Annotated in this window: 21 protein-coding genes; 13 read left to right on the top strand and 8 right to left on the bottom strand. The window is 67.3% G+C overall.

Features of this window, described 5'->3' with window-relative positions; genetic code table 11:
* Nucleotides 1-8 precede the first annotated feature (8 nt).
* A complete protein-coding gene (locus E6N53_RS18950) occupies nucleotides 9-731 on the top strand; it encodes an enoyl-CoA hydratase/isomerase family protein (RefSeq protein ID WP_161596608.1) in 723 nt (240 codons plus the stop codon).
* A 170-nt stretch (nucleotides 732-901) separates the two neighbouring features.
* Entirely contained in the window at nucleotides 902-2,329 is a 1,428-nt protein-coding gene (locus tag E6N53_RS18945) for a RecJ family nuclease (RefSeq protein ID WP_142861013.1), read from the top strand.
* Between the two features lie 12 nt (nucleotides 2,330-2,341).
* Here E6N53_RS18945 and E6N53_RS18940 read toward each other — a convergent pair whose 3' ends face one another.
* A complete protein-coding gene (locus E6N53_RS18940) occupies nucleotides 2,342-2,767 on the bottom strand; it encodes a Tfx family DNA-binding protein (RefSeq protein WP_142861012.1) in 426 nt (141 codons plus the stop codon).
* Nucleotides 2,768-2,847: 80 nt separating this feature from the next.
* Here E6N53_RS18940 and E6N53_RS18935 point away from each other — a divergent pair, with 80 nt between their 5' ends.
* The 6 genes from E6N53_RS18935 (at nucleotide 2,848) to E6N53_RS18910 (ending at nucleotide 8,530) form a co-directional block, all read left to right on the top strand.
* Entirely contained in the window at nucleotides 2,848-3,888 is a 1,041-nt protein-coding gene (locus E6N53_RS18935; protein WP_236642426.1) for an extracellular solute-binding protein, read from the top strand.
* 4 nt (nucleotides 3,889-3,892) lie between these two features.
* Nucleotides 3,893-4,708 carry a molybdate ABC transporter permease subunit gene (locus E6N53_RS18930; protein WP_136600591.1) on the top strand — a complete coding sequence of 272 codons (816 nt, stop codon included), beginning with the start codon at nucleotides 3,893-3,895 and terminating at the stop codon, nucleotides 4,706-4,708.
* A complete protein-coding gene (locus E6N53_RS18925) occupies nucleotides 4,705-5,736 on the top strand; it encodes an ABC transporter ATP-binding protein (RefSeq protein WP_142861010.1) in 1,032 nt (343 codons plus the stop codon). The genes E6N53_RS18930 and E6N53_RS18925 overlap by 4 nt, the downstream gene beginning before the upstream one ends.
* A gap of 188 nt (nucleotides 5,737-5,924) precedes the next feature.
* Nucleotides 5,925-6,257, top strand: a complete 333-nt coding sequence (locus E6N53_RS18920; RefSeq protein WP_136592249.1) for a DUF5783 family protein — start codon at nucleotides 5,925-5,927, stop codon at nucleotides 6,255-6,257.
* Between the two features lie 111 nt (nucleotides 6,258-6,368).
* Nucleotides 6,369-6,731, top strand: a complete 363-nt coding sequence (locus tag E6N53_RS18915) for a NifU family protein (protein ID WP_142861009.1) — start codon at nucleotides 6,369-6,371, stop codon at nucleotides 6,729-6,731.
* A 251-nt stretch (nucleotides 6,732-6,982) separates the two neighbouring features.
* Entirely contained in the window at nucleotides 6,983-8,530 is a 1,548-nt protein-coding gene (locus E6N53_RS18910) for a sulfatase (RefSeq protein WP_142861008.1), read from the top strand.
* Between the two features lie 309 nt (nucleotides 8,531-8,839).
* Here the strand turns inward: E6N53_RS18910 and E6N53_RS18905 are convergent, their stop codons facing one another.
* The 5 genes from E6N53_RS18905 to E6N53_RS21165 form a co-directional block, all read right to left on the bottom strand.
* Nucleotides 8,840-9,157 carry a DUF7130 family rubredoxin-like protein gene (locus E6N53_RS18905; protein ID WP_136592246.1) on the bottom strand — a complete coding sequence of 106 codons (318 nt, stop codon included), beginning with the start codon at nucleotides 9,155-9,157 and terminating at the stop codon, nucleotides 8,840-8,842.
* 210 nt (nucleotides 9,158-9,367) lie between these two features.
* Complete coding sequence (locus E6N53_RS18900; protein ID WP_142861007.1) at nucleotides 9,368-12,952, bottom strand: DNA polymerase II large subunit; 3,585 nt, start codon at nucleotides 12,950-12,952, stop codon at nucleotides 9,368-9,370.
* 13 nt (nucleotides 12,953-12,965) lie between these two features.
* Nucleotides 12,966-13,385 carry a PPC domain-containing DNA-binding protein gene (locus tag E6N53_RS18895; RefSeq protein WP_142861006.1) on the bottom strand — a complete coding sequence of 140 codons (420 nt, stop codon included), beginning with the start codon at nucleotides 13,383-13,385 and terminating at the stop codon, nucleotides 12,966-12,968.
* A gap of 61 nt (nucleotides 13,386-13,446) precedes the next feature.
* Entirely contained in the window at nucleotides 13,447-14,205 is a 759-nt protein-coding gene (locus tag E6N53_RS18890; RefSeq protein WP_142861005.1) for a potassium channel family protein, read from the bottom strand.
* A 101-nt stretch (nucleotides 14,206-14,306) separates the two neighbouring features.
* Nucleotides 14,307-14,471 carry a DUF7556 family protein gene (locus E6N53_RS21165; protein WP_201740309.1) on the bottom strand — a complete coding sequence of 55 codons (165 nt, stop codon included), beginning with the start codon at nucleotides 14,469-14,471 and terminating at the stop codon, nucleotides 14,307-14,309.
* Between the two features lie 305 nt (nucleotides 14,472-14,776).
* On the opposite strand from E6N53_RS21165, the gene E6N53_RS18885 reads away from it, so the two are divergent.
* Genes E6N53_RS18885 through E6N53_RS18865 form a run of 5 tightly spaced genes read left to right on the top strand, consistent with a single transcriptional unit; the run spans nucleotide 14,777 to nucleotide 19,728 of the window.
* On the top strand, nucleotides 14,777-15,622 hold the full coding sequence (locus tag E6N53_RS18885) for a CBS domain-containing protein (RefSeq protein ID WP_136592242.1): 846 nt from the start codon (nucleotides 14,777-14,779) through the stop codon (nucleotides 15,620-15,622).
* Nucleotides 15,619-17,409, top strand: a complete 1,791-nt coding sequence (gene glyS / locus E6N53_RS18880) for a glycine--tRNA ligase (RefSeq protein ID WP_142861004.1) — start codon at nucleotides 15,619-15,621, stop codon at nucleotides 17,407-17,409. The genes E6N53_RS18885 and glyS overlap by 4 nt, the downstream gene beginning before the upstream one ends.
* Nucleotides 17,410-17,413: 4 nt before the next feature.
* The gene (locus tag E6N53_RS18875; RefSeq protein WP_136600585.1) at nucleotides 17,414-18,007 is read left to right on the top strand and encodes a diacylglycerol/polyprenol kinase family protein; all 594 of its coding nucleotides are present in this window, start codon (nucleotides 17,414-17,416) and stop codon (nucleotides 18,005-18,007) included.
* A gap of 32 nt (nucleotides 18,008-18,039) precedes the next feature.
* Nucleotides 18,040-18,525, top strand: a complete 486-nt coding sequence (locus E6N53_RS18870; RefSeq protein ID WP_142861003.1) for a cation:proton antiporter regulatory subunit — start codon at nucleotides 18,040-18,042, stop codon at nucleotides 18,523-18,525.
* Nucleotides 18,526-19,728, top strand: coding sequence for a cation:proton antiporter (locus E6N53_RS18865; RefSeq protein ID WP_142861002.1), 1,203 nt, complete (start codon nucleotides 18,526-18,528; stop codon nucleotides 19,726-19,728).
* Nucleotides 19,729-20,093: 365 nt separating this feature from the next.
* Here E6N53_RS18865 and E6N53_RS18860 read toward each other — a convergent pair whose 3' ends face one another.
* Entirely contained in the window at nucleotides 20,094-21,086 is a 993-nt protein-coding gene (locus E6N53_RS18860; protein WP_142861001.1) for a sodium:calcium antiporter, read from the bottom strand.
* A 161-nt stretch (nucleotides 21,087-21,247) separates the two neighbouring features.
* A complete protein-coding gene (locus tag E6N53_RS18855) occupies nucleotides 21,248-22,756 on the bottom strand; it encodes a phytoene desaturase family protein (protein ID WP_142861000.1) in 1,509 nt (502 codons plus the stop codon).
* Between the last annotated feature and the right edge of the window lie 101 nt (nucleotides 22,757-22,857).

Below are 22,857 nucleotides of genomic sequence, written 5' to 3'. Positions count from 1 at the left end.
ACCGGAGCGTGATTCACACAGAGACCCGCGGCGACGCGCACTGGGTGACCATCGACCGACCCGAGAAACGAAACGCCCTCCACCTGGAGGGGTGGCGTCGACTCGGCGAGGAACTCGTACGGGCGGAGGCCGAATCACGGGTAGCCGTCCTCACGGGCGTCGAAGACGTCTTCTGTGCAGGCGACGACATCGCCGTCATCGACGAGGCGGAGTCCGCGGCCGACGTCGAGGAACTGGCCGACGCGCTGTACGAGACGTTCTGGGGAATCGAGCGCCTCTCGGTCCCCGTCATCGCGGCGGTCAACGGCCTCGCGTACGGCGGCGGCTTCGAACTCGTCTGTGCCGCCGATCTCGCAGTGGCCGTCGACGACGCCGCCTTCGCGTTGCCCGAGACCACCATCGGGGCGTACCCACCGTACGCCGTCGAACGTGTCGGAGAGAGCTGTGGGCGGAAGCGTCTCATGGAACTGATCCTCACGGGCGAACCCATCGACGCCGAGACGGCCCACGAGTGGGGGCTCCTCAATCGCGTCGTCGGGGACGGGGAACTCGAACCGGCCGTAACGCGGTTCGTCGAGCGCATCAGTGAGTCACCGAAGCGAGCGACGGCGACGGCCAAACGGCTGGCCCGCACACCGGAGGACGGCGCACGCGACCGTATCCGCGGCGCGCTGTCACAGCTCCGGCGCGACGAGGCGTGCCGGGCGGCCACGCGGGCGTTCACGGAGTGAGGGCGAGCGGACGGTGCAGTCGAACCCGGCGGACGACGCACCGTCACGTCGCGACCCGTCCACCGGCGGCCGTCAGCGCATGACGTGCGGTGGGGTCGTTCTCGTACGTGAAGCCTCGCCCGTGGACGCGAGACCGAGATTTATACGCGAGAGGGCGCTAAGGAGAGTCTATGAGCGCGGACGTAGACACCGGCGGTTCCGAGAGTGGCCCAGTACCCGCGCTTTTCGACCGCGCGACGGCGTGTGCGGACCGACTCCGCGCGGCCGACCGGGTCCTCCTCGCGTCGCACATCGACGCCGACGGCCTGACGAGCGCCGCCATCGCCTCACGCGCACTCGAACGCGCGGGTCTCTGCTTCGAGACGATCTTCGAGAAGCAGCTCGACAGAGCCGCCGTCGAGCGCATCGCTCGGAGCGACTACGACACGGTACTGTTCACCGACTTCGGCAGCGGACAACTGGACGTTATCACCGAGTTCGAAGGCGAGTTCACACCCGTCATCGCCGACCACCACCAACCCGCCAACGCCGAGACCGAATACCATCTCAACCCGCTGTTGGAAGGAATCGACGGCGCGTCAGAGCTCTCCGGAGCGGGTGCGAGCTACGTCCTCGCCCGTGCGCTCGGCGGGGAACGGAACCGTGACCTGGCCGGGCTCGCCGTCGTCGGTGCCGTCGGCGACATGCAAGACGGCGACGGAGGGCTGTCGGGGGCGAACGAGGGAATCGTACGCGAGGGCGTCGACGCGGGAGTGCTCTCCGAGGAGACCGACCTCCTCCTGTACGGGCGACAGACGCGACCGCTGCCCAAACTCCTGGAGTACGCGAGCGAGGCGCGCATCCCCGGTATCTCGAACGACGAGGCAGGGGCCGTCTCGTTCCTCTCGGACCTGGAACTCGACCTCAAGCGGGACGGCGAGTGGCGCCACTGGGTCGACCTCACCGGCGAGGAGCGGAAGACGCTCGTCAACGCGCTCATGCGCTACGCCATCTCGCGCGGCGTGCCTGCCGAACGAATCAACGCACTCGTCGGGACGACGTACGTCCTCACCGACGAGACGCCCGGGACCGAGTTACGCGACGTGAGCGAGTTCTCGACGCTGTTGAACGCGACGGCACGGTACGAACGCGCGGACGTCGGGCTGTCGGTCTGTCTCGGCGACCGCGGCCCGGCGCTCGACCAGGCGCGACAACTCCTCCGTAACCACCGTCGGAACCTCTCGGAGGGGCTCCAGTGGGTGAAGACCGAGGGCGTCACCGTCGAGGAGAACGTGCAGTGGTTCGACGCGGAATCGCGAATCCGCGAGACCATCGTTGGCATCGTCGCCGGGATGGCCGTCGGGTCCAGCGGCGTCCGACACGACCGCCCCATCATCGCGTTCGCCGACGCCGGCAACGGCGAGGTGAAGGTGTCCGCGCGTGGGTCACACGCACTGGTCCGTCGGGGACTGGACCTCTCCGTCGTGATGCGCGAGGCCTCACAGGCGGTCGGGGGAGACGGCGGCGGTCACGACGTGGCCGCGGGCGCGACCATCCCCGCGGGTGCTCGGGAGGAGTTCGTCGCCCGCGCCGACCGCCTCGTCGGAGAACAGCTGTAGTCGGCCGCGCGGTCAGCGGCCGGGCGCGAACACCGTCACGTCGCCCTCGCGCGTCACGCCGACGTCGACAGCGGTCTCCAGTCGATTACGCTGCGTGTGCGGTTCGAGCTGTCCGAACAGGTGCGCGTACAGCTCCGGCCGACAGTACGAGACCTGCGTCCCGGCCGCGTCACACTCGGTGTACACGCGGTCGACGAGGTCGTCGAACGACGTGCCGGCGTCGACGGTGAACCGGACCGGCGAGCGCAGTGTCCGGACGAGTTCGAGCGTCTTCCGGGCCTTCTCGACGTTGGTGTTGGCGGCCCGCTCGATGGCACTCACGTTCGAGTCGGTGGTCCCGAGCCGTTCGGCGACCTCCTGTTGGGTGTGACCCGCCTCCCGGAGTTCGAGCACCTCCACCTGCCGCGCTGTCAGCGTCGTCGAGTCGGGTGAGACCATGAAGGTGAAACAAATCTCTTTGAGATATGCTTTTCCCTCAAATGGTGTTCTGTGATGGTATGTCGAGCGAGCGAACTACGATGACACGTCGGAACTTCCTCGGGGCCGTCGGCCTCGCGGGAGTGGCCGGCTGCACCGGCCGGAGCGGTGGCGGAGGCGGCGGCGTGCCCTCCACGTCGGCGGCGACGGCGCGGGCGAGTAAGAGTAGTGGGCAGTCGACGACCGTCGCCATCCTCGCGGCCGGGAGCCTCCAGCACGCGCTCCAGCACGGCCTCCAACCCGCCGTCGACGTCCCCATCGAGGTCGAAGCGCACGGGTCGGCGGCCGTCGCTCGGATGATCGCCGAGGGCCAACGCGACCCCGACATCGTCACGGTGGCCGACACGGCGCTCTTCGACGAGCCGCTCTCGCCGCCGTGGCACTCGGTGTTCACGAGCAACGCCGTCGTCATCGCCTACAACCCCGACACCGAGGGCGGAACGCGCCTCGCCGAGGCCGGGACCGAACGGTGGTACGAGCCGCTTGTCGAGGGCGACGTCAGGCTCGGGCGGACCGACCCCGACCAGGACCCACTGGGGTATCGGACGCTCTTCGCGCTCGAACTCGCCTCGCGGTACTACGACGACGCCTCGAACCTCACGGAGACGGTGCTCCGACGCGAGCAGATCTACCCGGAGACGGGGTTGATCAGCCAGTTCGAGACGGGGTCGATAGACGCGGCCATCGCCTACCGCAACATGGCCGTCGAACGGGGCTACGAGTACATCGCCCTCCCGGGGCAGATCGACCTCAGTTCGCCGGCGTACGCCGAGGAGTGGTACTCGACCGTCTCGTACACCCTGCCGACCGGGCAGGAGATCGAAGGCGGCGTGATAAGCTACGGCTCGACGATACGGAAGTTGAGCGACGCTGCACTCGCCGTGTTCGACGTCCACACGACCGGTGACTATCTCGCAGACGCCGGCTTCCTGCTCCGCGACAGCTTCCCGCGGTACGAGGGCGACGTCCCGGCGGCGGTCAGAGAGGCGGTGGGACCGCCGGGCGCGGGTGAAAGCGACCGGCGTCGACCGCCGGCTGTGGCGCTCGGAGAGATGGTCTCGGATATCACGGTACTCATCTAGTCCGATGGCGGCACACTCGACACACTCGACACGCTCGCGGCACGCACCGCGCTACGACTGGTTCAAGACTGCGCTCGTACTCGGTGGGCTGTTGCTCGTCTACTACCTCGTCCCGGTCACCTCGCTGTTCCTCTCGGTGCCGCCGGCAGAGGTCGCCAGGCGGATGACGGAGCCGACCGTCGTGAACGCCGCGACGACCTCGCTGCTCTCGGCCTCGGTCACTACGGTCGTCGCCACCGGTTTCGGCCTCCCGCTCGCGTACTGGCTCGCGCGCGCGACGACGCCGTGGAAGAACGCCGTCCTCGCGGCCGTGGTGCTGCCACTCGTCCTCCCGCCGACGGTCGGCGGCGTCGTGTTGCTCACCGTCATCGGACCGAACACCCTCGTCGGGAGTGCGGCCGCGGCGGCGGGCGTCCCGCTCACCCGATCGCTCGTCGGTGTGGTCCTCGCCCAGCTGTTCGTCGCGTCGCCGTTCGTCGTCATCACGGCGAAAGCGGCGTTCGAGGGAGTCGACCGGACGCTCGAACACGCCTCGCGGTCGCTCGGGAAGAGCCGGTGGGAGACCGCCCGACGCGTCACACTGCCGCTCGCCGGGCCGGGTATCCTCGCGGGCGTGACGCTCGTCTTCGCACGCGCGATGGGCGAGTTCGGCGCGACGATGATGCTGGCGTACTACCCGCGGACGATGCCGGTCCAGATCTGGGTGTCGTTCATCTCGCTGGGGCTCGACAACGCCTATCCGGTCGCGATACTGCTCGTACTCCTCGCTGTCGGGACGCTCGTCGTGTTGAACACCGTCGCGTCGAACCCCTGGGAATGACGCTCGTACTCGACGGCGTCGCGAAATCGTACGATGGGTTCGAGTTCGGCCCGGTCGACCTCACCGTCGGACAGGAGGTCCTCTCGGTGCTCGGACCGTCGGGGAGTGGCAAGACGACACTGCTCTCGCTCGTCGCGGGGATGGTCGAGCCGGAGCGTGGCTCGATTACTCTCGACGGCCGAGAACTGGTCGGCACGCCGCTCGAAGAGCGCGAGGTAGGGGTGGTGTTCCAAGAGGGCGCGCTGTTTCCGCACATGACCGGCCGCGAGAACGTCGAGTACGCGGCGACGCGTCGAGGCCGCGTCGACGAACTCGTCGAGATGCTCGAGATCGGTTCGGTGTTGGACCGCCGTCCGGCAGCGCTCTCGGGAGGTGAACGACAGCGGGTCGCCCTCGCTCGGACGCTCGCGGCCGACCCGAACGCCCTGCTGCTGGACGAGCCGCTTTCGAGTCTGGACTCGCCCATCCGTCGACGGCTTCGGGACCAGTTGCACGACCTCTTCGCCTCGCTCGACATCCCGGTCGTCTACGTGACACACGACCAGCGGGCGGCGACGGTCCTCGGCGACCGGCTCGCGGTGCTGCGGGCGGGACGGGTCGACCAGCTCGGCACGCCGGAAGCGGTGTTGAATCGACCGGAGAGCGCGTTCGTCGCCCGGTTCACCGGGAGCGAGAACGTGTTCGAAGCACGCGTGGCGGGACGGGACGGAGAGGCCGTCCTCCGCGTCGGTGACGCCGCCCTCCCGACTGACGCGGACGTCACCGTCGGCACGACCGTCACGGCGTGCGTCCGTCCGTCGCGGATTCACCTCGTCGCACCCGATTCGGCACGAGCGACAGCGCTCACGGGCACGGTCCGCCGCCTACTGAACGAGGGAGACGAGTACCGGGTCACCGTCGCAGGCGAGGGGTGGGAGATGACCACGCGGACTCGCCACGCGACAGTCGAACGAGTCGGCGTACGGCAGGGATCGACGGTTCGGCTCTCGATTCCGGCGGACGCGGTGCACGTCATCAGCGCGGACTGAAACTCGGTCGATGGGAGGCGGATGGCGACCGCGTTTCCGAGCGAGCCCCCTATTTTGTATCGCAACATGCCATTTATCGAGGGGGACAGGGTGGACACGAACAGCTACGTCAACAGCGTCGACGTCGACACAGCCCCGCCGAATCGACGTATCGGCTGACTTTTGTCGCTGCCACGAAAACGCCGGGTATGGCCGAGTTCGACCCCGAGAAGTTCGAGGACAAGTACGCGAACTACTTCACCGAACTCCAGCGAGCGTACAAGAACGCCTTCGAGACGATGCGTGAGTCGTACGACTCCGACCTCGTCCACGCCATCGACCAGTTCGTTCTCAACGAGTCGGAACCGTTCTACGAGGACGGCGGGTTCCGTATCGAGCTCCCGGACGACCCGGCGACGCGACTAGAGGGAAGCGGCGTCCCGGTCGGCGAGGAGACGCTTCAGGCCGCACTCGACGACTACGTCGCGGAGATCGACGCCGAACTCCAACGGATGTTCCGCCTCGACACTGACGAGGAGTGACAGACATCCCCCCGGTGGCCCGGGTGCTCACTCCCAGGAACCGACTACTCACAGCCCGCCCCCTCTCGGGTGAACCAAAGGCATAAGCACCGCCGTTTCGTATTCGCAATCATGAGCACGGACGCCCAAGAGGCCGACGACGACCTGAAAGAGCGGGTGTCGAACTTCCTGCGCCGGAACTTCCCCCAGATTCAGATGCACGGCGGGAGCGCCGCCATCCAGCACCTCGACCGGGAGACGGGCGAGGTAACCATCATGCTCGGCGGTGCCTGTTCCGGTTGCGGCATCTCGCCGATGACCATCCAGGCCATCAAGAGCCGCATGGTCAAGGAAATCCCCGAGATCGAAACCGTTCACGCGGACACCGGCATGGGTGGCGGTGGACACGGCGGTGGCGGCGGCATGTCCCCGTCGTTCCCCGGCGACACGACCGAGGATTCGGACCGCGACGAAGGTCCGCAGGCTCCGTTCTAACCCGCCGGCGACGGTCGGCCGATCCTTTCTTTACCGACGAGAGAGCGACTCGCTCGTGAGCGCCAGCAGAGTGCGGCGATTCCGCTCACCCTCGACTTCACGCGTTTCAGCAGCTTTCACGCCCATTATCGACCGTTCACTGTGCCGTCCGTGTTCGACCGATAAATCAAATACTGCGATATCGAATCGGTACCTCGTCTCTCGAATCATGAACAGACGGCTTTATTCGGGTCAACACGCAAGTCGGGCGCATGCCTACCGAGTCGCCCACGAACGTCCTCTTCGTGGTGATGGACACGGTCCGGAAGGACCACCTCACGCCGTACGGGTACGACCGTCCGACGACGCCCGGTCTGGAGGAGTTCGCGACCGAGGCGACGGTGTTCGAACAGTGTGTCGCGCCCGCGCCGTGGACACTTCCCGTCCACGCCTCGCTCTTCACGGGGATGTACCCCAGTCAGCACGGGGCCGACCAGGAGAACCCGTACCTCGACGGCGCGACCACCCTGGCCGAAACCCTGTCGCGTGAGGGGTACGACACGGCCTGTTACTCTTCGAACGCGTGGATCACGCCGTACACGCATCTCACGGACGGCTTCGACGACCAGGACAACTTCTTCGAGGTGATGCCCGGCGAGTTCCTCTCGGGACCCCTCGCGAAGGCGTGGCAGACGCTCAACGACAACGAGCGACTCCGCGCCGTCGCCGACAAACTGGTCAGCCTCGGCAACACCGCCCACGAGTACCTCGCGGGTGGCGAGGGTGCCGACTCGAAGACGCCCTCGGTCATCGACCGCACTCAGGAGTTCGTCTCTGACTCCGACGAGTGGTTCGCGTTCATCAACCTGATGGACGCCCACCTCCCGTATCACCCACCAGAAGCGTTCAAAGAGGAGTTCGCCCCCGGCGTCGACTCCACCGAGGTGTGCCAGAACTCGAAGGAGTACAACGCGGGCGCGCGAGACATCTCCGAAGCGGAGTTCGAGGACATCCGGGGCCTCTACGACGCCGAAATCGCCCACATCGACGCCGAACTCACGCGACTGTTCGACTACCTCAAAGAAGAGGGCGAGTGGGAGGACACGATGGTCGTCGTCTGCGCCGACCACGGCGAACTCCACGGCGAACACGACCTTTACGGCCACGAGTTCTGCCTCTACGACCCGCTCATCAACGTGCCGCTGATGGTGAAGCACCCGGAGCTCGACGGCGGACGGAGAGACGACCAGGTCGAACTGCTCGACCTCTACCACACGGTGCTCGACGCGCTCGACGTCGAGGGCGGCGTCCCCGCCAGCGACGGTGAAACCGCCATCGCGCGCGACCGGACGCGGTCGCTTCTCTCCGAGTCGTACCGGCAGTTCAGTCGGGCACCGGCTCCCGATGCCGGTCAGCGGGCCGCGACCGGGGGCGAGTACGCGTTCGTCGAGTACTCGCGGCCGGTCGTCGAACTCAAGCAGTTAGAAGAGAAGGCCAAGGGGGCCGGTATCACGCTGCCGACGGAGTCGCGCTTCTACTCGCGGATGCGCGCGGCGCGGCGACCCGACGCGAAGTACGTCCGCATCGACCGCATTCCCGACGAGGCGTACCGACTCGACCGCGACCCCGGCGAGACGGACTCGCTCACGGCCGCCGATGACGAGGTGCTCGCCGCGACCGAAGCCGCACTGAGCGCGTTCGAAGAACACGCCGGGGGAGCGTGGACCGACGCGCTCGACGCCGAAGTGAGCGACGAGACGGTCGACGAGATGGACGACGAGGCTCAAGAGCGACTGCGCGACCTCGGCTATCTCGAGTAGCGGGCAGACGCTTCACCCTCGTGCGCCTCAGTCTCGGTGTGCCCCCTCCGGTTCGCGACCACCGAGACGACCCGCCCGGGCGGGTCGAACCGAAGAACACCGACGAGTACGTCTTACTTCGATAATCGAATCTGAAACCGAATAGCGGTACGTGTCGGTGTCGGACGGTCCCCTCGTCTCCCCAGAACACGGGAACGAGAGTTCCACGCGAGTGAAGAGACGCTCGCGACGTCGGACGGAACCGAGCCGGAAGTCGGAGGGTGGCTGCAGGTGAAAAGTCAGCTTCGAAAATCGAATTTTAGTTCGATATCAGTCTTCCGCCCAGTAGTACAACTCCTCGCGTGGGGCGTGACAGGCCGGACACGACTCGGGGAGGTCGCCTTCGATCTGACCCATCTCACCACACTCCCAGCAGCGCCACATGACGTACCCCGCGCCGAACGCGTCGCGGGCCTCCTCGAAACCGACTCGCCCCGTGCCCGCGACGGAGCGGACGTAGAACCCGACGTCGTCGAGGCCGCGGACGGTCCCGAGTTCGTTCCCGTCAGCGTCGTACACCGTCGTCCCGATCTGGACGTCGACGACCGAATCGGTGGTGCTCGCGGTTGCGGATGCGTCCTCGGACATACGTATGTGTTGGACCGCTGATGACAAAAACCGTGGTATATTCTGTCACGCTGAAGAGAAAACCCCTCACCTGGCGAGATGCCGTTGCTTGCGGTGTCGTCTGTAACCGACCGCGAGCGAGTCGCACACGACTCGCTCGCGGCGTTTTTCATCGATTCTTTTCGGAGCGGTTCGCGCGCTGCGCGAACTGCGAGGGCGATAAAGCTCGAGTTACATGAAATCCGCAATCCCCGACTGCTTGTTCTGGTCGTTCTCGAAGACGCTCTCGAGAGATTTCTCGAGCACTTCGAGCCGCTGTTTGGTGTAGGGGCGACAGTCGTACTCGTCGGCGACCCTGATAGCGGTCTCCATGTACTTGTTCACCGAGCCGCGGTGGACCGTGAGGTTCACGCGGCCACCGCACTCGCGGCAGTCGCCGGTCAGGGGCACGCGACGGTACTTCTCGCCGCAGTCGAGACAGCGCGTCTCCTGCCGGGAGAAGGCGCGGAGGTTCCCGATGAGATCAGGTAAAAAGTGGTACTCGATGACCCGTTCGGCGACGTCGGTTTCGTCGACGGCGCGGAGCTTCCGGGCGAGTTCGAGCTGAGCGTCCATCTTCTCCATCATCGACCCGAGCGTCTTGTACGCCGAGAGGTCGGGTCCGAGGGCGATGTTCGAGGTGTCGTGGCTGTGCTCGAAGCCGTGGTACTCGTGGTCGGTGTCGAGCGTCTCCTCGGCGATGGTGATGTCGACCGACTCGGGGTCGGCCATCTCCAGCGTCGCCTCGTAGAACTCCCGCGGGTACTCGCGGACGATGTCGACGTTGTGCGCCTCGTCGTCGATTTCGGACGGGTCGATGCGCGAGGACATCACGAGCGGCGCGTCCATCTGCCCGCCGCGCTTGTCGGGGAGGAACTCCTTCGAGAAGTTCAGGAGGCCGTCCATGAGGAGCATGACGCAATCTTCGTCTCCGTCACAGTTGCGGCGCTTAGCTGCGTGAAAATAAGGGTGTGCGTAGCCGACGGCCGCGGACGTGAAGCCGACGACACGTCCGACGACGGCCGCCGAGGTATGCGGAGCCATCCCGAAGACGAGTTCACCCACGAGGTCCTGTCGCTCTTCCACCTCGTAGAAGGGCGGCAGGTCGTAGAACTGGGTCAGAAGGTCGTCGACGAAGTCGGCGGTTTTGAGCATGTGTGTTGCCGCCCCGTCAGAGAGCACAATGTCCTGCACTTTGAGTTCGACCAGCTGGTCGTCGAAGCGGAGCGGTTCGCCGTCGACGTCGGTGTCGTAGCCGAGGTTCCGGAAGTCGCCGGCGGTGACGTCGAGTTCGGCCGGGCGGACCGACGTCACCGGGAGGTCCGTCATGTCGTAGCGGACGGTCCCGTCCTTGAACGAGGTCACGCCGTGTTTCGCCCGGAGGACGCCCTTCTGGATGGGTTCGGGCGTCTTGTTCGACGACATCAGCCCTTTGACACCTTTGAGGATGTCGAAGGACGCCTCCCGTTCGCCGACGTCCTCGAGCGCCGCCCGGAGTTCGGTGTTGAGGTCGACGGACTGCCAGTCGACCGAGGAGACGTCACGCTCACACCGCGTGCAGTGGACGCGGCCCCCCTCGTCGGGTTCGACCACCTGACCGCAGTCGTCGCACTCGTAGTAGGGGTCGGTGTGGGACGCACAGTCGGGACAGCGTGACTTGTACGTCCGTGTCCCACAGTCCGGGCAGCGCCGCCGCCCGAGTTGGACGTCGAAGTGTCCGCGTTTCCCGTTCTCCCCACGGGCGCGGGCCGCGGTACTCACGTCTCGCTGGCTGCCGCCGGCCTCGCTGATGGGAAAGAGCGTGTGGACCGCGGGCGAGAGGTCGCGGCTCTCGGACTTCTCCGGGCGGCCCATGCGCGCTCCGATACGCGTCGGCGCGCGCTCTCGAATCCGGAACGGGGCCACCTCGTTGACGGCCTCGACGGCGTTCTCGCCGTCGTCCCAGGTTCGTGCGTGATCGGAGAGCGTCTCCCACGTACGCTCTAGCTCCGGTGTGAAACCGAGCGAGCGGACGAACGGCCGCCAGGTCGAGAGGCGGAGGTCGTCCGCGGTCTGTCGGTGTTCGACGAGGAGTGATTCGAGCGCTCGCGTCACCTCTTCGGTGCGCGGGAGGACGAGCGTCCCCGCGCGGTTCGACCCACTGGCCGTCGGGTCGAGCGCGACGCCGCCGTCTGCGGTCGCTTCCGCGACGTGTCCGGACTCGACCGCGTCGGCGAGCGCCTCGAACGTCTCGACTGAGACGTCGTGCCACAGGTAGGTGTACGCCGGGTGGAGCGGACAGTCGTACTCGGTTGCCCACGTGAGCGCCTCCGTCGCCGTGGGGTTCGCGAGGTCGACGTGGGGGTCGTCCGCCAGCGCCTGGAGGTCGCCGCCCGCGTGCACGAAGTCTTGTCGCCACCACTCCACGGTGTAGGAGGCGGGCGCGAGCGGGTGGTTGTTCTCGACGAACTCGCCGTAGTTGACGAGGTACTCGCCGAGGTCGAGGATGGCCTCGACGCCGTTGCGGAGTTCGAGCGCCTCCGCGGGGTCGTCGATGCGGCGGACGTCGCCGTTCGCCAGTCGGACCGTCGGCCCCTCGATGGAGTCGACGGGGACGACGCCCGCGGCCTTGCCGGGTCGCTCGGTCTTGATCTGAGTCCCCGTGGCGAGGAAGTCGTCGACGAGGTGCATCGTCGCGGGATGGACGCCGGCGGTCGCGAAGCCGTGGTTGCGGGCGCGGCCGTATCTGAGGCGGAACCCGCCCGGCATCGACGGATGTCCGAAGACGGGCCGGCCGGCGATGAGGTCGCGGAGGAACTTGGTCGCGGGTTCGACCCGGGGGGGACCGGCGGGTCCGTCGGCAGGGGTCTCGTCGCCGCCCGGGTGCTCCTCGTCGGCGTCGTCTCCCACGTCGGCGTCTTCGGCCGCGTGCTGTTCGGCCTCGTCGTCCTCGTCCGTCCCGATAGCCCCGTCGATGAGGTCCTGGAGCCACGGCCAGTCGACCTCGTCGAGCTTTCGCGTGTATCGCTGAATCTTCGGAGCTTTCAGCGCGATGCCCTCGGCGAGGACGAGACACATCCCGCCGCGAGGGTTGTTGGTGTCGACGCGTTCGAGGTCACGGTATCCCGAGACTTCCTCGTCCCCGGTGGCCTCCCCGTCGAGCATGATGGGCATGTTCTGGGCGATGAAGCGGGTCTCTTTGTCCTTCGGCGAGTACTGCAGGCCCGTGTCCTTGTCGTAGAGGTTGACCTCCTCGACGTATCGCTCGACCTCGTCGGTTCGAGCCTTGTACTCGTCGATGTCGAGGAGCGTCCGGGCGTAGTCGGCGACGAGCACGGAGAGTGCCTGTGCGGTCCCGCCGGCAGAGCGAATCGGGCCGGCGTAGTAGACGTTGACGAACTGGGTGCCGTCGTCGTTGTCGAGAATCTCGACGCGGTCGATTCCCTCGATGGGCGCGGCGACGACCCCCTCGGTGAGGAGGGCGACGGCCGTCCGGACCGCTCCCTCGATCTTCCCGGCCTTCGACTCGTAATCTCCGACAGAGCCCTCGACGAAGTCGGTGACGAGTTCGAGCGCGGCCTCCTCGCGGGACATCTGCCCTTCGAGTTCACGGACGCGCTCGGCCACCCCCGGGATGCCGAGGATGTTCTCGACGCGGTCGGCCATGTCCTTCGCGACGGGAATCTCGACCTCGCAGGTGGGGTCCCACCCCTGCGCCTTGGCCGCCTCGGCGCGCTCGAACGCCTGGTCGAGCCGCGACTCGATGCGCTCGAAGTAGCGTTCGTCCGCCGGTCTCATCGCTGTCTCCCGCTCACAGCCAGAGGTCCAGGTCGGTCACGTCGTCGTGTTCGCGCGCCAGGGGTTCCTCGAACGCCCGAAGGTAGACCTCGCCGGCGAACACAGTCCCTGAGTTGAGGTGTCCCGCGAGCGACTGCCCCGACCGCCGCGAGAGCACGGCGTGGGTGTGTGCGAACGGGTCGCCGTCGAGGAGGGCGACGTTGCCGACGCAGGCGGCGACCTCCAGCGGTTCGTCGAACTGCACCGAGAGGTACTCTTTGTCCTCCTGGTCGTAGAACCACACCTCGGCGTCCTGGACAGCACCCATGGCGTTGAACCACGCCGACTCGATCCCCTCACGCGCGGCGAACTCCTCGATCTCCTCGCGCCAGTCCGTCCCGTGTTCGAGCGAACAGAGGAACTCCCGCGTCGGCGTGACCTCCCGATAGTTCATAGCCTGGGTATCGGGAGTCGGTGACAAAAAAGTTCAGTCACCGGCCGCCGACCCCCGGGCGTCAGAGCGACTCGATGACCTGACGGCCGCTGACCACCTCCGGGATGACCACCTCGTCGGCACCCGCACGCCGCGCGAGCGACTCGTACATCTCCTCGCCGACCCGGACGACAAGCGTGACCTCGGGGGCCAGTTGGCTCGCCGCGATGGAGAGCTGGATGTTCACGTTGGAGTCGTCGATGGCCGCGACGACCGTGTCGGCCCGGCGGACGCCGGCATCGACGAGCGTCTCTTCCCGGCGCGCGTCGGCGTTCACCGCCAAGACCCCCTCCGTCGCGAGGGCGCGTTCGTACTGCGTCTCGTCCGTCTCGACGACGACCACGTCGCGGTCGGCCGACCGCAGGCTGTCGACGACGGTCCGCCCGAACATCCCGTAGCCGCAGATGATCACGTGGTCGTCGAGGTCGGCGATGGCCCGGTCGTTCTGCATCCGTTTGAGTTCCTCCGTCATCTGGCCGCCGAACGCCGCAGCGAGTACCGTCTCACCGGTCCACAGGCCCGCGAGCACCAGCCCGGAAACCACGAGGACCGCGTAGGCCTTCACGAGGCGTTCGGGGCCCGCGTGCTCGCGGAAGTGGAGTTCGATGCTGGTGGGGTCGACGAGCCAGAAGAGCGCGTCGACGACGCCGACGCCGCCGAGGACGGTGAAGCCGACGACACCCGCGACGACGACGCCCGCGAACGCGGTGAGCGGGCGGGTCGCCCGTCGCACCAGCGGCCGTCCGGCGGACGTGTCGAGGCTGTCAGACGACACTTCTATAATTATCGTTCGTTATGTATCAAGCTGGATTCTCGTGCAAGTACTGCCAGCGGTGGCTCGAGAGCAGTGACTGTCGAGGAGTGAGCGACTCGAGAGTCGACTCAGCGCCACTCCGGGAGTGTCGACGCTTCCTCGAGTCGTACTGCCATCCAGGCGTCGTCGCGGGTCACGTCCGCGATAATGAACTGCGACCGACCGGGGGCAGAGTCCACCGAGGCCATGACCTCAGTGTTCGAGGCATCGACGGGAGTGGTCGCATCCGTCATGTTTGGTACAACGTACCACTCTCTTATAAATTCGTCGATGTATCGAAGACGAATCTCACAAACGGCCCGTTAGTTTCGGACGGATAGCGTTTCTTACCCGCGAGTGAGACATATACGTAAAGAAATGTCCCCACTCTCTCGAACATCGTCCGATTCAGTGCGTCTCGACGGAGGAACCACCGTCGAGCGCCGCGTGCCGGACGGGGTATCGCGGGACCGTGGCGCGAAAATCGCCCTGCGGCGGGGTGCGACCGGCGATGCTCCGCTTCGCAGAGTACAAGAGGAGGGGGCCTGTAAGCGGGGGTATGAACGTAGCCGACGCGATGACGCCACGAGCGGAGGTGGTCACGGTCGAACTCCCCGGCACCCGTGACGACGTCCTGACCTATCTGCAAGAACGTGGCTTCTCCTCCGTTCCCGTCGTCAAACAAACCGACGACGGCGAGGAGTATCGCGGACTCGTCTCCCGAGAGGACCTCATCGAACAGCCCGACGAAGACCAGCTCGCCCTCCTACTGCGGGAGGTCCCGACGACCGCGCCCGACGCGACGGTCGAGGAAGTCGCGAAGCTGATGGTCGACAGCGACACGCGCCGCGTCCCGGTCGTCGACGACGGGCTCGTCGGCATCGTGACCGTGACCGACGTGATTCACGCCATCGCCAGCGGCGAGGCCGACGGTGACGCCGCGGTCGGCAACCTCGCGGCTACGGACGTGAACACGACCTACGTCGGGACGCCGCTGACCGTGGCCGAACGCGAGATCTACTACGCCAACGTCCCCTACGCCGTCGTCCTCGACGACGACGGGCGGATGTGCGGCATCCTCACCGAGGTCGACATCATCGAGGTCGCCCGCGTCGTCGAGGGTGAAGACGACACCGGTGACTCGATCGCCAACCAGGACAACGACTGGATGTGGGAGGGCATCAAGGCCGTCGGGAAGCGTTACATCCCGACGCGGAACGTCGAGATTCCCGCTGAGTCAGTCGAGACGTTCATGACGACCGACCTGGTGACGGTCTCGCGCACGCGGACCGCGAAGGACGCCGCGCAGATGATGATCTCGAACGACATCGAGCAGATTCCGCTCGTGAACGGCGACGAACTCGTCGGCGTGGTCCGGGACATCAACCTGCTGGAGGCGCTCTGACGATGGGGTCGGAGAGCGAAGCCATCGCCGAACTCGCGAAGCGACGCGGCTTCTTCTTCGGTGCCGCGGGAGCGTACGGCGGCGTCGGCGGCTTCTACACGTACGGCCCCCAGGGCGCGTCGCTGAAGCGGAACGTCGAGGACGCCTGGCGCGAGCGCTTCGCCGTCCAGGAGGGCAACCTCGAAATCGACGGCCCAACGGTGATGCCCGAGCCCGTCTTCGAAGCGTCGGGCCACCTCGACGGCTTCGACGACATGCTCGTCGAGTGCCCCGAGTGTGGCGAGTCACACCGTGCGGACCACCTCATCGAGGACGCGACCGGTATCGAGGAGGCCGAATCCCTCCCCATCCCGGAGGTCGAAGCGCTCATCGCAGAGCACGACCTCGCGTGTCCGAACTGCGGGGCCACCCTCGCCGGCGAATCGGTCGAGGAGTTCAACCTCATGTTCGAGACGACCATCGGGCCGGGGTCGTCGACGCCCGGGTACTTACGACCGGAGACGGCGCAGGGCATCTTCGTCGAGTTCCCGCGGCTGAAAGAGTACGCCCGGAACCGTCTTCCCTTCGGTGTCACGCAGATCGGCCGCGCCTATCGGAACGAGATATCGCCGCGGAAGAGCCTCGTCCGCACGCGGGAGTTCACCCAGGCCGAGTTGGAGCAGTTCGTCGACCCCGAGACGGACGAACCGGACCTGTCGAGCGTGGCGGACGTCGCCGTCGACCTGTACCCCGCGAGCGAGCAGGCCGACGACGACGGCGGCCTCGTGGAGACCACCATCGGCGAGGCGGTCGAAGAGGGCGTCATCGGGAGTGCCTGGGTCGGCTACTTCCTCGGCGTCGCCTACGAGTGGTACGAGTTCGTCGGTGTGGACATGGACCGCTTCCGCTTCCGTCAGCACCTCTCGGGCGAGCGGGCCCACTACGCCGCCGACTGCTGGGACGCCGAAGCGGAGGTCGACGGCGACTGGATCGAGATCGCCGGCTTCGCCTACAGAGGCGATTACGACCTCTCGAAACACGGCGAACACGCCAACGACGATTTCACCGTGTTCCAGCAGTACGACGAGCCGAAGACGGTCGAGAAGGCGGTCGTCGACCCCGACATGAGCGTGCTCGGACCGGAGTTCGGTGGGGCCGCCGCCGGCGTCGCGGACGCGCTCCAAGAACTCGCCGAGCGCGACCCGAGCGCGTTCGACGGCGAAGAGGTCACCGTCGAGGTGGGCGACAGCGAGTACTCCGTCCCCACCGAGGTGGCGGACTTCCGCATCGAAGAACAGACCGAGTCCGGCGAGCACACCACACCCCACGTCGTCGAGCCGTCGTTCGGTGTCGATAGGACGGTGTACACCCTCGTCGCCCACGCGATGCGAACCGACGAGGTCGACGGCGAGACGCGGACGTATCTCGACCTCTCGCCCGCGGTGGCTCCGACCGACGTCGGCGTCTTCCCGCTCGTCTCCAACGTCGAGCACCTCACCGACCGCGCGACGGAACTGGCGAGCCAGCTCAGGAACGCCGGCTTCACCGTCGTCTACGACGACTCGGGGAGCATCGGCCGGCGCTACCGCCGCCAGGACGAGGTCGGCACCCCGTTCTGCGTGACCGTCGACCGTGACGGGCTCGAAGGGGACGGTCCCGACAGCGTCACCGTGCGCGAGCGCGACTCCGCCGCGCAGGCGCGCGTTCCCATCGACGACCTCGTCGCCGTCCTCGTCGACCTCCGGGCTGGAACGCGGGCGTTCGACGACGTGCTCGACGAGTACGACGGCGTCGCGACCGAGGCCTGAGCGCGTGAGTGAGCTCCAGCGGCGACTCGTCCACGCCAGCGGGAGCCTCGTGCCGCTCGGCTATCTCGCCGGGGTCGCGCCGTGGTCCGCCGTGAAAGGGCTGCTCGTCGTGAGCGCCCTCGTCGCCACGGTGCTGGAGGTGCTCCGACTGGGGGTGGGCCTCGACTGGGCCATCTACGACCGGCTCACCCGCGAGTACGAGCAGGACAACCCCGCGGGCTACGCGCTGTACACGTACAGCATGGCGGCTGTCGGGTTCGTCTTCGCCCCGCCGGTCGCTGCGGCGGGGATGCTCATGCTCGCCATCGGCGACCCCATCTCGGGGCTCATGGCCTCGCGGGGCGTCGGCGAGGTGAAGCAGGTGACGACGCTGGTCGTGATGTTCGGCGTCTGTCTCGTGCTCGCCGTCGGCACGTTCGTCGTCGAGGGGATGGGGCTGGGCGTGTCGACGCTGACCGCGGGCGTCGTCGGGGCCGCCGGGGCGACCCTCGCCGACGGTATCAAACCCGTGGTCGTCGGCTACGTCATCGACGACAACCTCTCCATTCCACCGGTGGCGTGTGCAGGGATGTGGCTGGTGCTGGTCGCGCTCTCGTGAGGCTTTATTAACACGACTGTCGAACCCCGTCTGTGACCGTCTACGAGAGCGACCTCCCCGGCGTCGGCAAGAAACACGAGATAGAACTCGGTGACGGCTCACAGCTCGTCATCGTGACGCACAACACGGGAAAACGCGAGGTGTTCCGCCGAGCGACCCCGGACGCGGACTCGGAGAAACTCCTCGAACTCCCCGACCAGCTCGCCCGACAGGTCGGCACCATCCTGGAAGGAGCGTACTTCCAGCCGGTCCGGTCGCAGAGCATCGAGACGCTCCTCGGCGGGGACACGGTCATCGAGTGGGTCGAGGTGCCCGAGGGGTCCGACCTCGACGGGACGACGCTCGGTGAGGCCGACCTCCGCCAGGAGACGGGTGCCAACGTCATCGTGGTCCAGCGGGGCGAGACGACCATCACCAACCCCGGTGGCGACACCGAACTCCGCGCCGGCGACACCCTCCTCGCGGTCGGCCCACGGGAGGCCTGTCAGACGTTCGAGTCGCTGGTGACGGGCGAGTAGATGGTCGAGTTCTCCCTGTTAGAACTCGGCGAACTGTTCGTCGCCGTCGCCGTCGCCGGTGCTCTCGGGGCTCGACTCGGCCTCTCCGTCATCCCACTGTACGTCGTCGTCGGGATGTTTGCCAGCCCGTTCGTCGCCGGACGGCTGGGCCTCCCGTACGTCCTCCCCGGCGAGACGCTGACGCTCCTCGCCGAGGTCGGTATCGTCCTCTTGCTGTTCTTTCTCGGCCTGGAGTTCAGCCTCGACCGACTCCTGGCGGCGAAGACGAACATCACCCGGGCGGGCGTCATCGACATCGTCATCAACCTCCCCATCGGGGTCGTCATCGGCCTCGCGCTCGGCTGGTCGTTCGTCGAGGCGCTCCTCCTCGGTGGAATCGTCTACATCTCCTCGAGCGCCATCATCACGAAGTCGCTCATCGACCTCGGGTGGATCGCCAACGCGGAGTCCGAGCCCATCCTGGGCACGCTCGTCTTCGAAGACCTCGTCATCGCCGTCTACCTCGCCGTCGTCACCTCGCTCGTCCTGGGTGGCGACGGCCTGGGGAGCCTCGCTCGGAGCCTCGCCATCGCCTTCGGCTTTCTGGGGCTCCTGCTGGTGGCCGTACAGTACGGCACCCGGTTCTTCTCGGCGGTGCTCGACGTACAGGACCCCGAGCCGTTCGTCCTGCGGACGCTGGGTGTGCTGATCCCCATCGCCGGGTTCGCCCTCTCGATCGGGGTGAGCGAGGCCGTCGCGGCCTTCTTCGTCGGCATGGGCTTTTCCACCACCGAACACCGCGAGCGCATCGAACGTCGACTCGTCGGTATCCGCGACGTCTTCGCTGCCATCTTCTTCTTCTGGATCGGGGTCAACACCGACCCTCGGCTCGTCGTCGCCGCGGCCGTTCCGCTGGCCATCGCCGTCGTCCTCACGGCTCCGACGAAGGTCATCTCGGGGTACTACGGGGGACAGGTCTACGACCTCACGCCGAAGCGGTCGCTCCGGGTCGGCCTCGGGCTGGTCTCTCGTGGCGAGTTCTCGCTCGTCATCGCGGCGCTCGCCGCACAGGGGACCGGTACCGTGATGACCGAGCTCATTCCGGCGTTCGCGGTGGGGTACGTCCTCGTGATGAGCACGCTCGGAACCGTGTTGATGGGCGAGTCCGACCGGGTGGAGACGCTGGTGTTCCGGACGAAGACCGAGACGGCAGCGGCCGATTGAGCGCGGACGAGCAGATTCCAGCGTCGCGGTGCGGTGGCGCGTGGCGTCGCGCTCCACGAGAGCGCGACCCGCGCGCGCGGTCTTCGCGAGTGAAACGAGTTCGGCGAGACGGCACAGCCGTCTCGCTACCTCACGGGCGACCCACAAGTCGCCCGTGACTGAAGGCTCGAAGCGACTTGGTCGCGTCAGTGGACGAGCACCACAGCGAGCGAAGCGAATGAGGAGCGCAGTCGGCTGGGGAGGCTCGTGGATTCATCACCATAGCGACCGCGAGTCCGTGTGCTGTCCCAGAGACGGTATCGCGTCGGACACGCGCCATGGCTCGCCCGAACAATCCCGAACGCACCGACAACCGACCGTCATACTCACACCGCAAAGAGCAGGAACCGCACGCTCACGAAGACGAAGTAGGCGACGACGAGCCACGCGCCCTCGCGCCGCCGGACGACCCACCCCTCGCGGCTCGCGACCACCACGAGCGCGGCACCGACGAAGAGCTTGAACGGGAGGTCCCACCAGACGACCGAGGGCGGCACCGCGTAGGTCGAAATCGCGCCCCCGAGCCCGAAGCCGACGAGCGGGTTGACGACGTTCGAGCCGACGAGCGTCCCGAGCGCGAGGTCTGGCGTCTTCCGCCGGAGCGACTCGACCACCGTCGAGAGTTCGGGGAGCGCGGCGGCCAGTCCGATGGTGACGACGCCGACCATCGACCCGTTCAACCCCAGCGTGACCACGAGGCCGTCGACGACGCGGAGGACGACGAACGCGCTCCCGAGGACGAGGAGGAAGCCCCCGAACGCGACGGCGGCGTCCCGACGCGGGTTCGTACTCGCCGTCTCGGGGACCGTCGCGGCTCGTCCGTGGGTGGTGACCGTCCAGTACGCGTAGGCGACGAACGCGACGAGGAGTGCGAGACCGTCGAGGCGCGAGACGGTCCCGTCGAACGCGACGACGAACGTGAGCGCGAACGCCGCGAGCATCGGGTAGTAGGTCGAGCGACGGAACGCCTCGGAGAGCGTGACGCGGCCGAAGCCCACGAGGAAGAGGCCCACGAGGAGCGTCTGCTGGACCGTCGACGACCCCATGTTCCCGCCCAGCACGGTCGCGCTCGCGACGACAGGGTCCAAGGTGCCAGAGAGGATGCCGAGCGAGGCGACGAGGTGCGAACCGAGTTCCGGGAGACTGGTCCCGATGGCGACGAGCGTCGAGGCGACGACGGCGTCGGGGACGTCGTAGCTGCGAGCCAGCGCGACGAGGCTGTCGACGGTCGCGCCCGCGGCCTTGACGAGGACCGCGAGCGCGGCGGCGGCGAGGAGGAGCGAGCCGAGGAGGTCGGGCGTCAGTGGGACGGCCGTCATCGACTCCCTCGGTCGGTCATACGCGGCGCGACGACCGGGGAAGACAAAAACCCCGGTGTGAGAACGAGCGGACCGACGCCACGAGAGCCGACCGGACGAGTCGCGTCTGACCCGCCGAGCGCGACAGCGGCGGACGGGTGCCGGGTCGCTCGCAGGCCGCATCAGCGCCGGGTCGGCGACGCGGCGGCCGGGGCGTCCTCGACGACGGCCCGTGCCGTTCGTTCACCGCTGATGAGACACATCGGCATCCCGATACCGGGCGTCGTGTACGCGCCGCTGTAGTAGAGGCCGTCCGGGCCGGCACGGCGGTCAGGGCGGAACGGGCCGGTCTGAAAGAGCGTGTGTGCGAGGCCGAGCGCCGTCCCCTGTGGGTCGTCGTACCGGTCGGCGAACTCGCTCACACACGCCGACTCCTCGACGACGATGCGGTCACGGAGGTCGACGCCCGTCTGTGTCGCGAGGTCGTCGAGGACGAAGTCCCGGTATCGCTCGCGGACTTCGGGGCCGTCGTCGAGACCGGGCGCGATGGGGACGAGGACGACCACCGCGTGGTGGCCGTCGGGCGCGACGGTGTCGTCGGTCTTCGACGTGACAGACAGGTAGTACGCCGGGTCGGCCGGCCACGCGGGCCGGTCGAAGATGCGCTCGAAGTGCGGGTCCCAGTCCGTGGGCAAGACCAGCGAGTGGTGCGCGAGCGGGTCGACGTCGCCCTCGACGCCGAGGTAGAGCATGAACGCGGAGGGGGCGTACGTCCGGTCGTCCCAGTCGTCGGGGGCGCGCTCGTGGGCCGTCGACGAGAGGAGTGTCCGTTCGGTGTGCGCAGGGTTGGCGTTGCTGACGACGAGGTCGGCGTGCTCGACACCGGTGTCCGTTTCGAGCGCGAACGCACCGCGCTCGCCGCGGATGGCCTGCACCGCCGTCCCGGTCTCGATGTCGACTCCCTGTGTGCGGGCGAGGTCGGTCAGCGCGTCGACGACACCGGCGATGCCGCCCTCGGGGTAGAAGACGTTCAGGTTCAGGTCGACGTGGCTCATGATGCTGTACAGCGCCGGCGTGTTGTGGGGCGCCCCACCGAGAAACACCAGCGTGTACTCCAGGAGTTGTCTGAGCTTCGGGTGTTCGACGTACCGCGAGACGTAGTCGTCCATGCTACCGAACAGCCGGGCGCGGGTGGCCATCGGCAGCAGGTCCGTGTCGACGTAGTCCCGGAGGCGGTCCCGGCCCGGGTAGACGACCCGGTTCATCGCCAGTTCGTAGTTGCGTTCGGCCGTCGCGAGGTAGTCGGCGAGGGCGTCGCCAGCCCCGTCCTCGTAGCGGTCGAAGAGGGCGTGAACGTTCTCACGGTCCGGCCGGACGGTGGCGCTGTCGCCGTCTTTCCAGAACACCCGGTACTGCGGGTCCAGCCGTTCGAGGGCGTAGTAGTCCGTCGGCTCACGGTCGAAGTGGCCGAAGAACCGCTCGAAGACGTCCGGCATCAGGTACCAGGACGGCCCCGTGTCGAACCGGAACCCCTCGCGCTCGAGCAGTCCCGCGTGGCCGCCGAGTCGGTCGTGCTGTTCGAGCAGTCGGACGTCGGCCCCGGCGCGAGCGAGATATGCGGCCGCCGAGAGTCCGCCGAAGCCGCCGCCGACGATTGCGACTCGCGTCTCGTCTGGCAGGACCCGTTGCATGTGTAGGGCTAGCGACCCGGGAGACAAGGACACGGTACCCGTTCTCAGATTCTTGGAACGCCGGCCGTCGCTTATGAGCGGTTTCTCCCTAGGCCCGAATA

It is taken from the genome of Salinigranum halophilum (genome assembly GCF_007004735.1).
Taxonomy (GTDB): domain Archaea; phylum Halobacteriota; class Halobacteria; order Halobacteriales; family Haloferacaceae; genus Salinigranum; species Salinigranum halophilum.
This window is presented reverse-complemented; position numbering and strand designations above follow the sequence as displayed.